The organism is Psychrobacter sp. CMS30, from assembly GCF_904846565.1.
Taxonomy (GTDB): Bacteria; Pseudomonadota; Gammaproteobacteria; order Pseudomonadales; family Moraxellaceae; genus Psychrobacter; species Psychrobacter maritimus.
Genome location: NZ_CAJHBF010000011.1, coordinates 79,326 through 98,519, shown reverse-complemented (window position 1 = coordinate 98,519; position 19,194 = coordinate 79,326). Strand labels below are relative to the sequence as shown.

12 protein-coding genes and 2 pseudogenes are annotated in these 19,194 nt (G+C 44.7%); 6 read left to right on the top strand and 8 right to left on the bottom strand.

Annotated elements, in window-relative coordinates:
* Nucleotides 1-470: pseudogene (locus tag JMX94_RS07730) on the bottom strand (penicillin-binding protein 1B); the annotation flags it as partial.
* A gap of 772 nt (nucleotides 471-1,242) precedes the next feature.
* Between JMX94_RS07730 and JMX94_RS07725 the strand changes: the two are divergent.
* Nucleotides 1,243-4,062 (top strand): heavy metal translocating P-type ATPase, encoded by a 2,820-nt coding sequence (locus JMX94_RS07725; protein ID WP_201564805.1) that lies wholly within the window; start codon nucleotides 1,243-1,245, stop codon nucleotides 4,060-4,062.
* A gap of 110 nt (nucleotides 4,063-4,172) precedes the next feature.
* Here the strand turns inward: JMX94_RS07725 and JMX94_RS07720 are convergent, their stop codons facing one another.
* Entirely contained in the window at nucleotides 4,173-4,895 is a 723-nt protein-coding gene (locus JMX94_RS07720; protein WP_011280732.1) for a Bax inhibitor-1/YccA family protein, read from the bottom strand.
* A 310-nt stretch (nucleotides 4,896-5,205) separates the two neighbouring features.
* Between JMX94_RS07720 and JMX94_RS07715 the strand changes: the two genes are divergently transcribed.
* Together JMX94_RS07715 and JMX94_RS07710 are read left to right on the top strand one after the other, a co-directional pair.
* Nucleotides 5,206-6,207, top strand: coding sequence for an NAD(+) kinase (locus tag JMX94_RS07715; protein WP_227670440.1), 1,002 nt, complete (start codon nucleotides 5,206-5,208; stop codon nucleotides 6,205-6,207).
* Between the two features lie 70 nt (nucleotides 6,208-6,277).
* Complete coding sequence (locus JMX94_RS07710; protein ID WP_201564803.1) at nucleotides 6,278-6,589, top strand: YeaC family protein; 312 nt, start codon at nucleotides 6,278-6,280, stop codon at nucleotides 6,587-6,589.
* 109 nt (nucleotides 6,590-6,698) lie between these two features.
* Here the strand turns inward: JMX94_RS07710 and JMX94_RS07705 are convergent, their stop codons facing one another.
* The 5 genes and pseudogenes from JMX94_RS07705 to JMX94_RS07685 all read right to left on the bottom strand — a co-directional run bounded on the left by JMX94_RS07705 (nucleotide 6,699) and on the right by JMX94_RS07685 (nucleotide 14,166).
* Nucleotides 6,699-7,073, bottom strand: coding sequence for a HopJ type III effector protein (locus JMX94_RS07705; RefSeq protein WP_201564802.1), 375 nt, complete (start codon nucleotides 7,071-7,073; stop codon nucleotides 6,699-6,701).
* 170 nt (nucleotides 7,074-7,243) lie between these two features.
* Nucleotides 7,244-7,411, bottom strand: a pseudogene (csrA, locus tag JMX94_RS07700) (carbon storage regulator CsrA); the annotation flags it as partial.
* Nucleotides 7,412-7,805: 394 nt separating this feature from the next.
* Nucleotides 7,806-9,092 (bottom strand): aspartate kinase, encoded by a 1,287-nt coding sequence (locus tag JMX94_RS07695; protein ID WP_201564801.1) that lies wholly within the window; start codon nucleotides 9,090-9,092, stop codon nucleotides 7,806-7,808.
* 323 nt (nucleotides 9,093-9,415) lie between these two features.
* Nucleotides 9,416-12,088, bottom strand: coding sequence for an alanine--tRNA ligase (gene alaS, locus JMX94_RS07690; protein WP_201564800.1), 2,673 nt, complete (start codon nucleotides 12,086-12,088; stop codon nucleotides 9,416-9,418).
* Between the two features lie 302 nt (nucleotides 12,089-12,390).
* Complete coding sequence (locus JMX94_RS07685) at nucleotides 12,391-14,166, bottom strand: TIGR00341 family protein (protein WP_201564799.1); 1,776 nt, start codon at nucleotides 14,164-14,166, stop codon at nucleotides 12,391-12,393.
* Between the two features lie 355 nt (nucleotides 14,167-14,521).
* On the opposite strand from JMX94_RS07685, the gene JMX94_RS07680 reads away from it, so the two are divergent.
* On the top strand, nucleotides 14,522-14,734 hold the full coding sequence (locus JMX94_RS07680; protein ID WP_201564798.1) for a hypothetical protein: 213 nt from the start codon (nucleotides 14,522-14,524) through the stop codon (nucleotides 14,732-14,734).
* Nucleotides 14,735-14,945: 211 nt separating this feature from the next.
* On the opposite strand, the gene JMX94_RS07675 is transcribed toward JMX94_RS07680, so the two are convergent.
* Nucleotides 14,946-16,376, bottom strand: coding sequence for a L,D-transpeptidase family protein (locus JMX94_RS07675; protein WP_201564797.1), 1,431 nt, complete (start codon nucleotides 16,374-16,376; stop codon nucleotides 14,946-14,948).
* Nucleotides 16,377-16,765: 389 nt separating this feature from the next.
* Here JMX94_RS07675 and prmB point away from each other — a divergent pair, with 389 nt between their 5' ends.
* A complete protein-coding gene (gene prmB, locus JMX94_RS07670) occupies nucleotides 16,766-17,938 on the top strand; it encodes a 50S ribosomal protein L3 N(5)-glutamine methyltransferase (protein ID WP_201564796.1) in 1,173 nt (390 codons plus the stop codon).
* Between the two features lie 72 nt (nucleotides 17,939-18,010).
* Nucleotides 18,011-19,114 carry a chorismate synthase gene (gene aroC / locus JMX94_RS07665; protein ID WP_201564795.1) on the top strand — a complete coding sequence of 368 codons (1,104 nt, stop codon included), beginning with the start codon at nucleotides 18,011-18,013 and terminating at the stop codon, nucleotides 19,112-19,114.
* The last annotated feature ends 80 nt before the right edge of the window (nucleotides 19,115-19,194 follow it).

Genomic DNA, 19,194 nt, shown 5'->3' with positions numbered 1-19,194 from the left:
ATGCCAGTTTTGGCCGGCTGGGTACTTTGTACCGATTCAATCTTATTGCCAGCAATGGCCATTTTGATGACTTGCTCTTTATCGACATCATTGGCGCTATAAGTAAAGCCGCGCGTATGGATAAAGTAAGTATTGCCGGATTTATGATAAGTACCCGTACGATCATAAGACTTGTTGCTTTGATAATTAAGCAGCTCAAGCCACTTTTTCATCGTGTCTGTATCGACGTTCGCGCCTTGATATAGCTCTAGCGGCTGCGAATAAACTTTGGCAGGAATATCCCAGCGTTTACCCTCAAACTTGTGGGTAATGGTGCGATCAAGTTTGACCAAATACAGCGCCAACAGCACCATACCGGCGATAATGACAATTAATAAAATACTACTAAACACCATGCCGCGCTGCTGTGAAGGTAGCGTATTGATAGCAGGCTTAGAGGACTGTGGTTGCTTAGAATTAGATTTTTGCACTGATGACACACCATTCTGGGATAAAAAACTGCCTCATAATGACGCAAATTGACAATTTTTTCAATCTATCATCGTCAACGCGCGCATTCATCGGGCGTTCGTTAGAGATTCGTTATACGGGGTTTGGATACATTGAGATGGCGTGACTATATGCGACTAAGGGTTATGCTGCTTAGCGCACCTGCTTATAGTATAATGGTTATCTTAATACTTAATGGTATATTAATAGGTTTTTACGCAAGCTTTAGACTCTTTTAATAGAGCGTATTGATGCCATATAGTTGCTATTACATGAAAGCAATAATAAACAAAAGCAATAGGTTGGTAGGCGGATTCTGCTGGGATAACTTTTTCTCGCTTGCTGTGCTGATGCCGACAGAGGCTTCGAAAAACTTATCCCAGTTTTACTGTATCGTTTTTGAATTGGATAAACTATATAAGCTGTATTAAAAGCACTAGCCAAACCAGCAATTTACCATTTACGTCACTTATATCATTGAAAGCAGTGGCATCATACTTTTCCCACCATTTGTTTTATGATGCTTTTTATTAATGCTATTAATGAGCAGTTATCGTTATCGTTCTTGTTCGGTATTTTGTTTATGCCAGTCATGCCAATATCTATGTAAAGTAGCTGTATCAAAACACTGTGTTAAAAAACAGCCTTGTTAAGCAGCTCTTTTACATAGGGATTGATTCTAGTTAATCATGATAAGTTTACTAAAGGCCAGTCGGCTGTAAGTGAACCTGTCGAAAGGAAATAAGCGCGATTATGTCCAGTGTTCCCTCGTCAATACCATCAAGCAGCAACCGTCATTATCAAGACTACTCAATTACTGAGGGTTTGGTGCTGCCGCTTGCCGGTCACTGTTTTCATTGCGGTGATCCTGTGCCGCAGCCGCCGTTTCATGCTGAGATATTGGGTCAGTCGCGTGAGATGTGCTGTATGGGCTGTCAGTTGGCCGCGCAAAGTATTGTCGAGGCGGGACTTGAGCAATATTATCTTGACCGCTCAGAGATTAACCGTACGGCAAGTTTGCCCACCCAGCTGACTCGCCTCGAAGCCTATGATCACGACGAGATAAAATCACAATTTGTTTATGCCCAAGACGGTATGTCGGTAGCCGAGCTGTCGGTCAATAATCTGCGCTGTGCTGCTTGTACGTGGTTGATTGAATCGCGCTTAGATGAGCTAGATGGCATCAGTCAATGTCAGGTGAATTTAACCAATCAGCGTATGCGGGTGATTTGGAACGAAGACAAGCTGCCGATTAGTCGTATTTTGGGCGTTATCAATGAGATTGGCTATGAAGCCAAGCCTTATCGGCAAGATACCCATGAAGCTATGCTGGCACGCCATAACAGTCAGATGCTATTGCGTCTTGGTATCGCTGCGCTCGGCTCGATGCAAGCGATGATGTATGCGGTCGCGATTTATTTTGGTGAATATAGCGACATGCTGATTTTCCAACGTGACTTTCTACGTTGGGTATCGTTATTTGTGAGTACGCCGGTATTCTTTTATGCCGGTGTGCCGTTTTTTACTTCAGCATGGTCAGCGATTCGTGCCCGTCAAGTCAATATGGATGTGCCGGTTAGTATTGCCTTAGTGGTGACGTTCTTTGCCAGTCTTTACGCTACCGTCACGGGGCAAGGGGAGACGTACTATGATTCGGTCAGTATGTTTATTTTCTTCTTATTGGCTGGGCGTTATATTGAGCATAATGCACGCCTGAAAGCAGCCACCATGGCCAATGACTTGGTGGTGGTCGAGCCTGTCTTAGTACAAAAAATTGCCGAAGATAAAGACGCAGCTGCGCGTATCTTGCAGCTTCTAGAACAAAATGCCCTTAATGAAACCGTTGCTGATAATGACACTGAACAAGTTGCTAATCCAAGTAATAATTTAGCGGTTAATGACACAAGCGCTGTAGCAAAATCGATGCCCAACTTTATGCAAAGCATGGATGCCAATATTCAGCAGTTGACCTTGCGTATTGCTCAAGACTGGCAGCAATCCAATAATACGCCCGCCAGTCTCTCAAAAACGCAGCATACGCTAAATAACAAGCAAAAAGATAAACAGATGGTGACCGCTCATAGCTTGCAAGTGGGTGACATCATTATGGTGGAGGCTGGTTCTGAGATTATCAGTGATGGTATCTTGCTCAGCCCAACCGCTACCGTTTCGCAAAGCTTACTGACAGGTGAGGGTGATTTAATCATCAAAACCCAAGGCGATTATATCGTTGGCGGCGCACAAAATGACAGTCAGCCGTTTGAGATGCTAGTGACGGCATTGCCAGAAGACAGCCAGATAGGTTTGATTGATAGGCTGATGAACCGTGCCATGAGCGAGAAACCAAAACTCGCCCAGCAAGCGGATAAGCTGGCGCGTTGGTTTGTGGCACGGATTTTAGTATTGTCAGCTTTGGTATTTATCGGTTGGTATATCGTTGACCCAAGCCAAGCGATTTGGGCAACGGTTGCAGTCTTGGTGGCGACCTGTCCTTGTGCGTTGTCCTTAGCAACACCGATTGCGCTGACGGTAGCGACCAATCGATTGGCGAGTTATGGCTTTTTAACCACACGTGGGCATACTTTGCAAACCCTTGCTGAGATTACCCATGTGGCGTTTGATAAGACCGGTACGCTCACTTACGGTAAGCCCAATTTATTAAATATCGAGCTAATAGCTACTAATAATGTGGCAACAGACATAAATGATGCTAGTGACGAAAAGGACAAGCTATTAGCGATTGCCGCCGCGCTTGAAGTCGGTAGTCGCCATCCGATTGCTCATGCGCTGCTCACCGCCGCTTATCAATTGCACCTGCCAGCCACGCAAGCCTTGCAATATTATCCGGCAGGCGGCGTAGAAGCGATGATTGATGGGGTGCTATATCGCATTGGTCATGTGGATTTTGCCTTGAATAAAGCGAATAGTGATAATCATGACTTAGTCATTGATTTGGTTGCACAGCGAGCCAGCTCGGCCGTGGTATTGTCTTGTCAGGATAGTCAGTCAAATGCATGGCAAGCGCTGGCCTGTTTTTACTTTAACGATAAGGTGCGTGATAGTGCTAAATCGATGCTTGATACGCTGAAAGAGCTTGGTATTGAGCCGGTCATGCTGACCGGTGACCCAAGCCCGCAAGCGCTAATAATGGCTGAGGACTTAGGCATGAAAGCCGCTTATAACGGTTTATCTCCAACCGATAAAGTCAATCATATTCAAGCGCTGCAAGCAAAAGGCGCGGTTGTATTAATGGTCGGCGATGGTATTAATGATGCGCCAGTATTGGCCGCAGCCGATGTTTCAACCTCAATTGCGGGCGCGGCAGATTTAGCGCAAGTATCGAGTGACAGTATTATCCTAAATGGTCAGATTGAAGCTATTACTGCGGCGAAACGTATCGCTGATAAGACCAAGCGTATTATTAAGCAAAACTTGCGTTGGGCGCTTATTTATAATAGTAGTGTCTTGATACCGGCGGCTTTAGGCTATGTGCCGCCTTGGCTTGCGGCGATTGGTATGTCATTAAGCTCGTTACTTGTGGTATTAAATGCCCTGCGCCTAAAGCGTGCTTAATTTAAACCAGCTTAAACTCATTTAAATAAATTTCTGAAAATTACCCACAAAAAAACCGCCTTTATAAAAGACGGTTTTTTTATTTAAATAACCACTAAACAGTATTTAGCTTAGTCTTGTAGATAGCTTAGCAGACGCATAAATTCGATATACATCCATACTAACGTTGCAAGGATACCAATACTAAATAACCATTCGTAGTCTTCAGATACGCCCATCGCTACACCGCGATCAATATTATCAAAGTCTAATAACAGGGTAAAAGAGGCGATAACAATCACGAATAAGCTAAAGCCGATAGCGATGGCGCCACCTTCAAATAAGAACGGTAAGCTCGAACCGAAAGCTAAAGACAGTACCCACTGCGCCACATAAACAAGCATGATAGCAATCAATGCTGAGGTGACGATTGAGCGGAATTTTTCAGTCACTTTAACCAGACCTGAGCGATATAGCCCTAGCATTACGGCTGCGGTGACAAAGGTCGCACACATCGCAGTAACTGGCACGCTTGGGTACATGCGCATAAAGAATAGCGAGATGCCACCTAAAAAGATACCTTCTAATAAAGCATAAGGTACGGCAAAGGTTTTGGCTTTTTGCGGTTTAAAAGTGATGAAAATAGCAAGACCAAAGGCGGCAAACATACTACCAAAAGCCGCCATGGTGATAAAACCTTGTGATAGGCCTGCCATTAACGCATAAAAGAAAAATCCAATACCAGTAATCGCCGATAAGCCAAGCAATAGACTGGTTTTTTGAATCACGCCCTTAACCGTCATCGGCGCGCCGCCAACGGCAAGCTCTGCACGACTGACAATAGGATTGGCCATAAAAATGTCCTTAATAAAATATAAATAACTGAGATGCCAGCTACTTTAGCAAAACCGCTATTATTGTCAACTGTGTTTGCGTGACAGCATACAAGGCTCTCAGCGACTATTACGCCGGTGATTCGCTCATGTATGTAGAAATAGGGTGCGATAGTGAGTAGCTAAACAAACACGCCTAAAAGTGGCGTATGATAGAAGATATATGGGGTCAATTACGACAGTTAACAACGATAATTGATAAACATGCTAGTCTAAGCGTTGTTTTCTCGCTATCATTGCCCTGTACTTTACCGTTATGCCGAGTCGTTTTATGGAAAACTCAGCGCAGTCCGCCCGATTGCCGCACTTACATGAATCAGAGCTGTTCCACGCTATCAAAAATCCTGCTTTCAGGCGTATCGGTCTGATGGGCCGCGCGGGAAAACGTAGCGTTACCCAAAGTTTGGTGCAGATTGCCCAAACCATCAATGATATGAATTTGACATTGATTATGGATGTACAAACGGCCAATTTACCGACGTTAAACCTGACTGAGATTGAGCGCGTCAAAATCGTCAAGCGCAGTTTAATTGGCGAGATTTGTGACTTGGTCATCGTAGTAGGCGGTGATGGCTCAATCTTGCATGCCGCTGAAGCACTGGCACGCTACCGTGTCCCTGTATTGGGGGTCAACCGTGGTCGTTTGGGATTTTTGGCCGATGTAAAGCCTGATGAAGCCGCCTTTAAATTACGCCAAGTATTGATGGGCGATTATCAGTTAGACCATAGGTTTTTGCTCACCATGGAGATTCGTGAAGGTCGCAAGATTATTCACGAAGACATGGCGCTTAACGATGTGGTATTACATGCGGGTAAATCGGTGCACATGATTGATTTTCAGATGAAAATTGACGGTCATGATGTTTACCGCCAGCATAGTGATGGGCTTATTGTCGCAACGCCAACGGGTTCGACGGCTTATGCACTCTCTGGCGGTGGTCCTATCATTCACCCGAGTATGGATGCGATTTGTTTGGTGCCGATGCACCCGCACACCTTGTCTAGTCGCCCGATTGTGGTGAGTGGGACGAGTGAGATTTGTATTCGTATCCATGAAGACAATCGCACCCAGCCGCAGGTGAGCGCCGATGGCAAGCCCAGTATACCGCTCGACCAAGAGCAACGCCTGTATATTCGCAAGCATCCTGATAAGCTGACCTTGTTACATCCACCTGGGTTTGATTTTTATGAGGCCTGCCGCACCAAGTTACACTGGAACGTCCATGCCGAAGAATTCAGTATGGATGTTGATGATGATATTATAGAAGAATAAGCGCATCGATGATAAAAGGCCTGTTCGCTAAGGCTTTTTATATAAAATATAGTAGTGGAGAGTAGGTACGATGGACAAACAAACGATATTAGCAAGTGTCACCCCAGAAGTGGTCGATCAATTCCGTTTGGCGATTGAGATAGGTAAATGGCCAGATGGTCGTAAGCTCACGCCTGAGCAGCGCGAAACTTGTATGCAAGCGGTGATGGTTTGGGAGCATGAGCATCTGCTGCCAGCCGAGCGTACCGGTTATATCCATAAACCTGTAAAAGACGATGGCTCTATTGTGGGCGCTGAATGTGATGTCGAACACGAGCATCATTATCCCAATATGCCCAATCCTAAAGGTGCGGTGCAGCCAGTCAAATTTCGCAATAAATAGATTAACATCGAAGTTTTTGGATAAAAAATAATGCATATAAAAAAGCCACGCTATGATGATAGCGTGGCTTTTTTATGTATCAATATTGCATCACTACATAGCTACATCACTATAGCGCGCTGGTATCAACACTTGGACGCGGCGTTAATGGATTTTTTTCCATTAAGAACCCCTGCCAACCCCAATGTAAGAAATTGCGGATATTGGCATGGTCCGTACCCTTTGGGGTCGCTTGAACCTTGGCATAATGCTCACCGAACAGCTTTAGGGTGTCTAATTGATTTAAGCCATGGTGCTTAGCAAAACCAAAAATCTTGGCGCTGCCTTCGTTTTCGCCTGCAGCGTTATGGATCAAGCCATTCACAAAAGGCGCTGGTGCATAGCGATAAAAATCATCAATAAAGCTGATGACATCATTGAATCCAATGGCTTTTTTATTCAAACCATTAAGTAGAGCCGATACATCTGATTGGCGGATACTCATAAATACATGACCTCAGAGCAGATTAGAAAGCAAAAATAGGGTGCTTAATTTATGCCCAATAATTATTGATAGTTAGATAGTAAGCGAACCATTTAGCGATTGAAATAGTCTTCATCATCGAATGAAGGCGCAAAGCTGCCTTGTTCAAGATGTTGCATTTGCGACTGTACCGTACGCTCATGCTGGATACGCTGATAAATCTCTTCACGGTGTACGGCAATATCTTTAGGTGCATTCACACCGATTCGTACTTGATTGCCCTTGACACCTAGGACAGTCACACTGACCTCGTCGCCAATCATTAGCGTTTCGCCCACGCGGCGTGTCAAAATTAACATGCGTCACACTCCTTATGTCGCATCAACAGATTATTACTCATCAGATTGCGTCTCAATTACAGGACATCACCGCAGCACTAAATAAGCAAGGTATTCATCATAAAAACAATGCTTAAGGTGGTGCCAATAGCGGTAATGATAGGTAGATTCATTTAGCCCAAATGAAAGCCCCATTATAGGGGGCATAACAGATACTGTCACGGGTTTTCACAAAACTATTAGGTATATACTTACCTTAGCAATAGTAATAAAAGAAAATAGAGCCTAATAAGACTCTATTTAATTAAAATTTGCTAAAAATAATCAATCGTTATTTGCTTAACAAGTATGCAACCCGCTTTGGTTTTTATTAAAGTGTTCATGCTTACAATGTATAAACGCTAGCCATTAAATATTATAACCCAGCAATTTTGCTGTCACCGTCTTCACGGTCAAGCCCAAAGGCCGTGTGCAATGATTTGACCGCTTTTTCTAAATGCTGCTCTTGGATAAGTACAGACACTTTGATTTCACTGGTCGAGATCATTTGGATATTGATGTTATTTTCAGCCAAGGTTTGGAACATCAGGCTTGCAACACCAGCATGCGAGCGCATACCAACACCGACCAATGACACTTTAACCACTTCGTTATTGGCCAATATCTCTTTGGCACCAATCTCATCTTTTACTTCATCTTCTAGCACTTTCATGGTTTTATCCATGTCAGTACGGTTGACGGTAAAGGTGAAGTCAGTGGTGCCGTTGGTCGATAGGTTTTGGACGATCATATCGATTTCGATATTGGCGCGACCGATAGGGCTTAGGATGGCAGAGGCGATACCAGGGTGATCAGGCACACCGCGCACGACTATTTTTGCTTCGTCGCGATTAAAAGCGATACCTGAGATGATTGCCTGTTCCATGTTGTCTCCTTCGTCTATCGTAATTAGGGTGCCGACATTGTCTTGAAAGTCTTGGTCGAAGCTACCATCGTTGTTTTCATCAAAGCTAGATAATACGCGCAGAGGCACGCCGTATTTGCCAGCGAACTCTACTGAGCGAATCTGTAAAATCTTGGAGCCAAGGCTGGCCATCTCAAGCATTTCTTCAAAGGTAATCTTTTCAAGTTTTTTGGCTTTTGAGGTCACGCGTGGGTCGGTGGTATAGACACCATCGACATCGGTATAGATTTGGCATTCATCAGCGCCCAAGGCTGCTGCAATGGCAACACCTGTCGTATCAGAGCCGCCGCGACCTAATGTCGTCGCGTTGCCTTCTTCATCGATACCTTGGAAGCCTGCGACGATAACGACGTTGCCCGCATCTAGTTGCTCACGGATGTTTTTATCATCGATGCTTTCGATACGCGCTTTATTATGGGCACTATCGGTTTTAATGGCGACTTGGCGACCGGTGAATGAACGGGCGCCAACCCCCAACTCTTTAATCGCCATCGCAAGTAAAGAGATAGAGACTTGTTCGCCCGTTGAGACCATTTGGTCGTATTCGCGTGGGTCAGGTTGGCTGCTGATTTGGCGTGCTAAATCGATCAAACGGTTGGTTTCGCCGCTCATGGCAGACACCACCACAATCACTTGGTGACCGTGGTCATGCCAGCGTTTGACTCGTTTGGCGACATTTTTGATGCGGTCGATACTGCCCATCGAGGTGCCGCCATATTTTTGTACTATTAACGCCATAAAAATCTACCTATTATTCACCAATGGCCATCTGTTACTTATCGACATCAATCCATCATGGCGCTGTTTGCAACGACAGTGCTAGATTCATTTTAATAACGATAAAGCCGGATTATAAAAACTGCGCCCTGTATTTTACTTTCTGCTGTTTTACGCTCTGCTGTTTTACTATTGATAGCTAGTGACTAGATATGCTGACCTGCATCTAAGCGTGGTACTTTATACCATATTAGCGGCATAACTTTAAGTGCTAGCAAGCATTAGATGTATGGCGATTGGTTATAACCGTTATAACCAATCATCTATTAGCCTAAGCTTAATACTTAACCAAGCTGCTCTGCAATCCACTCAGGTAGCGCATTGATAACCGCGCTGGTGTTGGCAGCTTTTGGTGCGCCGCCTTGGGCATAGTCAGGCTTACCGCCGCCTTTACCACCCAGCTCATCTGCCAAATGACGAATGATATCACCGGCTTTTACTTTAGCGGTAACAGATTTTGCCACACTAGCAGCTAATGCCAATTGCTCATCTTTATCGCCAATCAAGACAATCACGCTATCAGGAAGTTTTGATTTGATATCGTCCATCAGGGTACGGATGGATTTACCATCAACGCCGCTTAAAGTACTGATAAGCACCGGTGTACCAGCAATGGTTTGCACGTCATCAAGCAAATTAGCGGCTTGGGCGCTGGCGATTTTTTGCTCTAAACGTTCGAGCTGTTTTTCCAAATCGCGCTGTTTGTCCGCCATGGTACGCACACGCTGTGCAACCTCTGGACGTTTGACTTTTAGCTGGCTGGCAAGCTCGCTGAGTTGTTGCTCACTTTGCTGAATGTTTTTAATGGCATTCATACCGGTGACCGCTTCAATACGGCGAATGCCCGCCGCAATACCGGATTCGCTGGTGATTTTTAAGACACCAATATCACCAGTGCGTTTAACGTGCAGACCACCGCATAGCTCAATAGAAAATGGCTGACGCTGACCATCAACGATACTGTCGGTGCCCATGGTCAAGACACGCACGTCGTTACCATATTTTTCGCCAAATAACGCCATCGCACCTTGCTTCATCGCTTCATCGATAGACATGTGCTCGATACGGGCAGGGGTGTTGGCTTGAATTTGCTCATTGACAAGGCGTTCGATACGGCTGATTTCAGCAGCGCTAACGGGTTTGTCATAGGAGAAGTCAAAACGTAATACTTCGCTTGAAACCAATGAGCCTTTTTGTGTGACTTCATTACCCAATACTTGTCTTAGCGCGGCATGCAATAGATGCGTGGCCGAGTGGTTTTTGGCACTAGCAGCACGAATGCTTGATAATACTTGCGCATCGGCTGTTTGCTGGGTGTTAATCTCGCCCATGGTAACCACGCCATAATGAATAATAGCTTGCCCAGATTTTTTGGTATCTTGCACTTCAAAAACACCGGTTGCGCTGCGAATTTCGCCCAGCTCACCTACTTGACCACCGCCTTCAGCATAAAACGGTGTACGGTCAAGGACAACAACGCCTTCCATGCCCTCAGCTAAGCTCTCGGCTGGATTGCCATCTTGATAAAGGGCATGAATAATCACACCATCTTCTTCAAGCTGCTCATAACCGATAAAGGTGGTTGGGTTTTCTACTTGGATAACGCTGCTGTAATCGACATCGAATTTGCCGGCATCACGCGCCCGTTCACGCTGTGCTTGCATGTGCTCATCAAACTCCGCTTCATCAATCACAATACCGCGCTCACGGGTGATATCAGCGGTCAAGTCAACGGGGAAGCCGTAAGTATCATATAGCTTAAATGCCGCCTCGCCAGAGAGGGTATCACCATCTTTTAGACCTTCAAGCTCGCTGGCAAGCAGGCGTAAACCTTGTGCTAGGGTTTTGGCAAATTGGGCTTCTTCTTTTTGAATGGCGTTTTCGATGACGCTTTGCTTATCTTTTAGCTCAGGATAGGCGCTGCCCATCTCAGCGACAAGCGGCGCAACCATTTTATAAAAGAAGTCGCTATCGGCACCAAGCTTATTACCGTGACGTACGGCACGGCGAATAACGCGGCGCAGTACATAACCGCGACCTTCATTACTTGGGGTGACGCCATCAGCAATCAAAAATGCCACGGCACGGATATGATCGGCGATAACTTTTAAGGAAGATTGTTGCTCGTTTTCAATACCTAAAATCTCAGCCGCCGCATCCATTAGATGGACAAATAAATCTATCTCGTAGTTGCCATGGACGCCTTGCATAATGGCACTGATACGTTCAAGACCCATACCAGTGTCGACGCTTGGGGCTGGTAGCGGCAGCATAGTACCGTCTTTTTGACGGTTAAACTGCATAAAGACGCAGTTCCAAATCTCAATATAACGGTCGCCATCTTCTTCAGGCGTACCCGGCAAACCGCCTTCGATATCAGCGCCATGGTCATAAAACACTTCGGTACAAGGACCACATGGACCGGTATCACCCATCGTCCAAAAGTTATCAGAGGCGTAAGGCGCGCCTTTATTATCACCAATACGGATAATGCGCTCGCTTGGGATGCCGATGTCTTTATGCCAAATATCAAAGGCTTCGTCATCGGTTGCATAAATGGTCACATACAAGCGGTCTTTATCGATTGCCAACCATTCATCTGAAGTTAAAAACTCCCAGATATATTCAATACCGGCTTGCTTAAAATAATCACCAAAAGAGAAGTTACCCAGCATCTCAAAAAACGTATGATGGCGCGCCGTATAGCCGACATTATCCAGATCGTTGTGTTTACCGCCGGCACGTACGCATTTTTGTGAGCTCACGGCACGCGTATAGTCACGCGGCTCCATGCCCAAAAAGGTTTCTTTAAACTGATTCATGCCGGCATTGGTGAATAGTAATGTCGGGTCATTGTACGGAATCAAGCTCGACGAGGCGACGGGGGTGTGCTGCTTGCTTATGAAAAAATCGATAAAAGCTTGACGAATATCGGCTGAGCGAAATGGCTGGCTCACAGCGGCTCCTTACTGACGGATGGTATTAAGTAAAATAAGTAAAATAATTTTGCAAGCGATTTTAGCACAAACGTGCCAAGGGTGTTGAAGATTCATAAGCAAACACCGGGTAAATACGGCTTAAGTTTCGTTATTAAGCAGGCGCTTGCATTGAATATTTGTCTTCATTAAATCGCTTTATTTCAAATAAATACTTTAGGTTTTATAGAAAGGTTGTCGCATTATCGTTATTGCATTAACCGACTAGGGTCAATTAGTCAGTTAAATAAATAGCCGGTTAAATGAATTGCCGGTTAAATAAATCAGTTGGTTAGTATAGTCACATCGGTTTTATCAAGCTTATCTTGAATCAGTGGATGCGACTCAATCACCTGTACAGGCATATAGCGCAGCTGCAAGCGAATCGGTAGATAGTCAGGGAAATTATCGGCCATATCTTGGCTGATAATCGCTTCGATTTGACGGACATCGTAGGAGCTGGGCGTTGTTTCGCCGCGAATCACCGCGCGCACGACTTGATTGGTGTCGCTTTTATCAAACTGCGTATTGGTCAGCACATTGCCTTTATCACTAAAGTAGCTATTAATCGTCTCTTTGACGCTGCTTTCAAACACCTGCTGTTTGGCGTTGGTTTGTAGATTAATGGTCAAATAGGTTCCTAATCCGCCCAGTAACAATAATGTCACCGCATTACGCTGCAAAAAAGTCAAATAGGTGTTGGACTTATAATCGTCTTTAACCAAACGGCGGAAGCCCAAAACCCATAATACCAGCGCATTAGTAAATTGAATGGCAAGGATGTTGGTCATAGCCAGCAAGAGTGCGCCGAACCCAAGCTGAAGCTCGCCATTGGCAAATAAAATGCCACTGGCAGCAAGGGGCGGCACCAAAGCTGTCGCCACCGCGACGCCAACCACTGCCACCGACAGGTGCGGAGAAACCATGGCATAAGCACCAGCCGTACCACCAGCAAGGGCAATCATCAAATCCATCGACGTCGGCTGCGTGCGCGATAGTATCTCTGCCGTTAGCGGTTGGTCTTTGTGTAACCAGCCAACGATAAAGCCCACCAATACCACCAAAGAGATGCCTAGAAACACGGTAATAAGTGACTTACGTAGTAGCGGCATACGATGGTCGATAATCGCTAGTGCCACCCCAGTGATAGGACCCAACATCATAGCGACCAACATCGCACCAATGACCACCGCCGCTGAGTTGGTCACCAGTCCATAGCTTGCGATAATAGCCGAGAGGATATTCATGATGAAATACATTTTGCTCGGCAGCGCATTGGCCTCAATCCTAACGCGCACTTCTGGATAGTCTACTTTTTTATTACTAAACTGTTCAGCGACAAACTGCTTATAAGATTCAAGTTTGGCTTCCTTTTTTTCTTTTACCTCTTCGCCTTCTTCATTGTCTTCTTCATCACTCTTATGGTTATCATCGCTAACCTCATCTTCTTCTAAAACATTAGCAGCGGTTTGAGTACTGTTTTGCTTTTTATTAATTGGCGGCTTATTTTTGTTGATGTTTTTCTCATCGTTCATTGCTTGATGTTTAGTCGTAGGAACAGCCGCTTGTTCCTGATTGAGCGCTTCTTTTTCTTCCATGTTTTCTGGGAAGCTTTCTTCATCTGTCAGCTCATGAGCTTGTGCATCGTTTGAATGCTGTTGACTAAAATCCGTTTCATCAGCTTCTACGCTTACTTCTGCATCTGAGTCGTCCTGAAAAAAATCTTCCTCGGTGCTTAGAAAATCCGACTCTGTATGATCATTCACGGCTTGAGATTCTGTTTCAGGGGTTTCTAATGAGGCAACCACCACATCAGGTGCAACGGTTTCCATCTTTATCTTTGCTTCTGGTGCTCGCGCCGCTGCCGACTCTTTGGCAACTTCTTTATCGCTGTTATTGTCGGCATCAACATTTTCAACAGCCGCATCCTGTGCGGCTGGTTCAGCAATGTTGTCATCAATGTCATCATTAATGATATTGACGACTTTAGATTCAAAATCGTTTTGGGATTTATCGACAGGCAGTGAACCGTTAGTAGTGTCAGTATTAGATGAGGTCATAGAAGCAAGCTTAGCTATTGAGTAAGGATGGAAGAGTGCAAACTAGCAAATGCAAGTGGCAGAATGCATGTAAGAGTACAGGAAACCCACTATTGTAATGATAAATGCATCATAGCGTATGAACTTTTTGCGACTCAAGGATGAGAGGTACAGAGAAGTTGAGCAGGCAAAAAATAGCCAATATACTGCTTTTCTCCTTATTGAAAACACTTGGCGCAAATCAACAATTATAATATGGCTTTCAATATGAATCACTTGCTATGAATGGGCTGCGGGTCTATAAGAAAATACTTACTTTTTGTGTGGATTTAGTGTATAAAGGTGTTATACCCACACAATAAATGAGGAATATATCATGAACTGGCCACTATTCTCTGTCATCTATTCGATAGCCGCAACCGTTACCATCGGCGTATTTATGATTGGCGCATTGGTCACGGGTTTTAACGAGATTCCGCATATTCAAATAGCGGTAGCAGCAGGTTTCCTTGTGTCTATTCCTGCCGCACTCATCTTTACCAAAAAAGTCGGTAGTATCACTGGTAAAGAAGATGGTTATAAAGCGTAATTTCTTAAAAGCAATCGATTTCAAAAAGCTATCACTAATAAGAATAAATAATGCTTAGTTTTTGACTGTGTATAAAGTAAAAAACAGCCTTTAATAGAGAGGCTGTTTTTTATTGGCTTGTAATTTGTATTAAGAGTTTGTATTGCTTTAAACAAAAAAAGACCTTGATTACGCATCAAGGTCTTTTTTATTCATTTGCATTAACTGCTAACTATTTGAGCTCAACGGTTGCGCCATTTTCGATATTGGCATAAACCTCTAGCACATCCCAGTTAGTCAGACGTACACAGCCTGCCGAGGCTTGACGGCTGATGCCTTCCGGCTTTGGTGAGCCATGAATACCATATGAGGGTTTAGATAAGCCCATCCATACAACACCGACAGGGCTGTTTGGGCCTGGTGGTAGCATATGGATTTTTTTATCGGCGCCCTTACCAACGGTTGCTTTATACCAAGGCATTTTTACCTTGTTAATGATTTTAAACGAACCTTGCGGTGATGGCGTGGCGTCACTACCAATGGTGGTTGGATAAGTGGCAACCAGCTTATCATCGTTATAAGCATATAAGGTCTTATCAGCTTTATTGGCAACGACACGGTTGATACGCTGCTTAAGCGGGGCACGGGTATTCAAAACAGTAATAGTTTCGCCCGCTTTATATTGCTTGTTTTTATTCAGCTTATCTAAATAGCGCACATCCATATGGAAGCGCTCACCAAACATCTCTTTAATGTCTTGATAATATAAGCCTTTCATTTTTGACTTGGCTTCTGAGCCTGCAGGCATGTTAGCAAAGTTAGTATTCACATCATCTTCAGTGATGGTATAAGTCACAAGTACGGGCTTATTGGCTGGGATATTTTTATTTAAAGCATCCCACGTTTTTTGGTCCATTTTACCCGTCGCTGGCAAGCCTTTCATGGTTTGAAAGTTAATAAGTGCTTTTTTACTGTTCATGCCCCAGCCGCCATCAATAGCACCAGGAGAGGCGTGGTTCCAATCCAATAGCGCCTGCATTTTGATGGTCATTGCCGAGTTGACTTTCATATTCGGTGTCCATGTGGCACCGTTTACTTGTTTGGCATAATTAGATAAATTCAGTGTGGTATGCTTTTTACCGTCGATATCTTCGATGCTCTTAATCGCAGGGTCATTTGCGCTATCAGCGGTCGATGTAGAAGGGGCAGCAACGGCTTGACCTTCGCTGATATCGTCAGTGCTATCAGACTGCACATCTTTAAGAGACAGCTCTTCTACGGTCATATTATCAGCGCTAACCGCTGCTGAATTGGCTTCAGCTTCTTGCTTTGAGTCAATCAGCTGAGTCATACGGTCAGCTGGCTTGGCTTTATTCGCCTGATTAGCAGTTGGCTTAACAGTAGTACGAGCATCAATTGAGCTGCTACGGCTTTCTTGCACATCCAAGCTCACTTTCTTAGCGATGCTAGGCATTGAGTCAGCTTTGCGTACTGGTAGGGTGCGCGTCGTGTCGGCAGGTGCGGCAACAGCGCTGACACTAACGATAGCAATTGAGATGGCGGTAATAAGAGGCTTCATTTTCATCATATTGGCATACTTATGGTTATAACTAATGGCGCTATTATGCGCATAATTTGGATGCTTCGCAAACTTTTGACACATCTTTTTTCGTTTAGGGCTTGCTAAACGTCAACTGTTGACGTATTCACTACAGTTGGGAAATAATTTAGTCATGCTGGATATAGGGTTGCCGTTAATTATTGCTACAATGGCTAATTTTCTACTTTATAGTCAAATATTATCCTAATGCTCAATCTCATTTTCCCAGATACCTAAACTTGCTAAATTTAACTATATTAGCCGGTAAGCAAGTAGATAGGCAGTTTTTTGCCGTAAAAAACCCAGTCAGTACAATACACAGTTATTGGCGCATCATGACGTTTGCGTCTATAATGGGTGACGAGTTTTTATTTAATAAATCAGCTGCTAATTAAAAGCGATTTAACCCATCCGCATGTAGTTAGTGAGCATGTAAATCAGTAAGGTGCGATATGTCAGAAGACCAAACCATGAGCGCAGAAGAGTTTCAAAATCAGTACTTTGATGATGAGTCGCAAGGCTTGGATAATGAGCCGGAGTATGATTTAGAAACCGGTCTGCTCGGTGAGCACGATGAGTTTGCCAACCTGCATGCAGAGCTTGAAGAGGCGCGTGAGCAGCTGGTCAGTATCCGTGATTTTATTCGTTTTGCTGTCACCCAGCTACGTAATTATGATGTGGTGGTTGCTCAAGGAACGACAGATGAGTTCGCTGAAGCCTCTGCTATTGTGTTGCATTCTTTATCTTTAGATTGGGCTGCCAATGATCAGATTTTGGATTGCCGCCTGACCACATCAGAGAAGCAGCAGGTACTGAGTTTATTAGAAGAGCGTATCGCTGAACGTAAGCCATTAAGCTATTTGATTAATTTATCGTATTTCTGTGACTTGCCTTTTTATGTCGATGAGCGCGTTCTAATTCCACGCTCGCCAATCGCTGAGCTGATTCGTCAGCAGTTCCATCCATACTTTGAAGTGAGCGAGCTGGCAAAACCGATAGGCGTTAGTGTCAATAATCAAGCGCCAGCTTTTTATGATCATGGCTTAGAGATTAAACAGCTGTCACAGCCCGAGCGTATTTTAGATTTATGCACCGGTTCTGGTTGTATTGCGATTGCACTTGCCACACGTTTTGTCGATGCATTGGTCGATGCCGTTGATATCGATAAAGGCGCGCTAGAAGTGGCGATGGTCAACGTCGACCATCATGACTTAGGTCATCAAGTCAATGTGATTGAATCTGACTTATTTGCTAAGATTCCGGCTGAGCATCAATATGAGCTGATTGTCACCAATCCTCCGTATGTCGATGCCGCTATCATGGCAGATTTGCCCCCTGAGTTTTTATATGAGCCGGAACATGCGCTCGCAGCCGGTCAAGACGGGCTGGATTTGGTACATCGTATTTTGTTTGAAGCGCCAGACTATTTAAGCCCTGAAGGGTTGCTGGTCTGTGAAGTGGGCGATAGTGAGTGGGCATTAAAACAGGCTTATCCTGAGATTCAGTTTGATTGGTTAAGGTTTGCTCACGGCGGTCATGGTATCTTTGCTATTACTTATGATGAGCTCATGACCCATCGCCAGTTATTTGCCGCTTATGTACAATTATTAGATAGCAATCAATAAAGTAATTTTGACATTGACACTAGAATTAAAAAACGGCAATTAAAAATCGACTTCATTTGTTTAAGGATAAATATGGCTGGCAATAGTATTGGACAGGTTTTTACGGTAACGACGTGCGGTGAGTCGCATGGTGCAGGCCTGATGGCTACCGTCGATGGCGTGCCACCAGGTTTAGAATTATGTGAAGCAGATTTGCAGGTAGATTTGGATCGCCGTAAACCTGGGTCATCTAAATACTCGACCCAGCGCCGTGAATCTGATGAAGTTGAGATTATTTCTGGCGTCTTTGAAGGTAAAACGACGGGCACATCGATTGGGCTTTTGATTCGTAACACCAATCAAAAATCAAAAGATTATAGTGAAATAAAAGACACTTTTCGCCCCGGTCATGCCGATTATACCTATAGTATGAAATACGGCTTTCGCGATTATCGCGGCGGCGGGCGTTCATCTGCACGTGAAACGGCTATGCGTGTGGCGGCAGGTGCTATCGCTAAGAAATACTTGCATCAGCGCTTAGGCGTGCAAGTGCGCGGGCATGTTACCCAAATTGGCTCGGAATACAGTCAAGTGCTAGACCCAAGTCAAATCGACTGGGATTTTGTTAATAGCAATCCGTTCTTTTGTGCGGATAAAGAAGCAGTCAGTCGCTTTGAAGTCTTGATAGACAGCTTGCGCCGTGAAGGAACGAGCTGCGGAGCACGTTTGGAGATTATCGCCAGTGGCGTGCCCGTAGGATTGGGTGAACCGGTATTTGACCGCTTAGATGCTGATATTGCCCATGCGATGATGAGTATCAATGCCGTTAAAGGCGTTGAAGTTGGTGATGGTATGGCGGTGGCTGGACAGTTTGGGCATCGCTCACGTGATGAGATGACCCCTGATGGTTTTACGGCTAATCATGCAGGCGGCATCTTGGGTGGCATCTCGTCAGGACAAGATATCCGTGTCAGTATTGCCCTGAAGCCAACCTCTAGCATTACCACGGCTGGCAAGAGTATCAATACAGATGGGGAAGCGATTGAGATGCTGACTAAAGGTCGTCATGACCCTTGCGTAGGTGTGCGAGCAACGCCCATTGCTGAAGCGATGTTAGCGATTGTATTACTGGATCACTATCTGCGCCATCGCGGTCAAAATGCGGATATTAAGCAACCAGTCCAATCGATTACTTAGATTTTCTGCCATACATTTATTTGCCCTTTGCCGCATCTACTGCTGTTCTATTAGATACGTTAGAGGGTTTTTTTATGCAT

Excerpts from the sequence above, each read along its gene's own strand:
- prmB (WP_201564796.1), top strand. The coding sequence starts at position 16,766 with ATGTCAGAAGACCAAACCATGAGCGCAGAAGAGTTTCAAAATCAGTAC.
- JMX94_RS07720 (WP_011280732.1), bottom strand. The coding sequence starts at position 4,895 with ATGGCCAATCCTATTGTCAGTCGTGCAGAGCTTGCCGTTGGCGGCGCG.
- JMX94_RS07710 (WP_201564803.1), top strand. The coding sequence starts at position 6,278 with ATGGACAAACAAACGATATTAGCAAGTGTCACCCCAGAAGTGGTCGAT.
- aroC (WP_201564795.1), top strand. The coding sequence starts at position 18,011 with ATGGCTGGCAATAGTATTGGACAGGTTTTTACGGTAACGACGTGCGGT.
- JMX94_RS07685 (WP_201564799.1), bottom strand. The coding sequence starts at position 14,166 with ATGACCTCATCTAATACTGACACTACTAACGGTTCACTGCCTGTCGAT.
- JMX94_RS07715 (WP_227670440.1), top strand. The coding sequence starts at position 5,206 with ATGGAAAACTCAGCGCAGTCCGCCCGATTGCCGCACTTACATGAATCA.
- JMX94_RS07695 (WP_201564801.1), bottom strand. The coding sequence starts at position 9,092 with ATGGCGTTAATAGTACAAAAATATGGCGGCACCTCGATGGGCAGTATC.
- JMX94_RS07675 (WP_201564797.1), bottom strand. The coding sequence starts at position 16,376 with ATGTGTCAAAAGTTTGCGAAGCATCCAAATTATGCGCATAATAGCGCC.
- JMX94_RS07680 (WP_201564798.1), top strand. The coding sequence starts at position 14,522 with ATGAACTGGCCACTATTCTCTGTCATCTATTCGATAGCCGCAACCGTT.
- JMX94_RS07705 (WP_201564802.1), bottom strand. The coding sequence starts at position 7,073 with ATGAGTATCCGCCAATCAGATGTATCGGCTCTACTTAATGGTTTGAAT.
- JMX94_RS07725 (WP_201564805.1), top strand. The coding sequence starts at position 1,243 with ATGTCCAGTGTTCCCTCGTCAATACCATCAAGCAGCAACCGTCATTAT.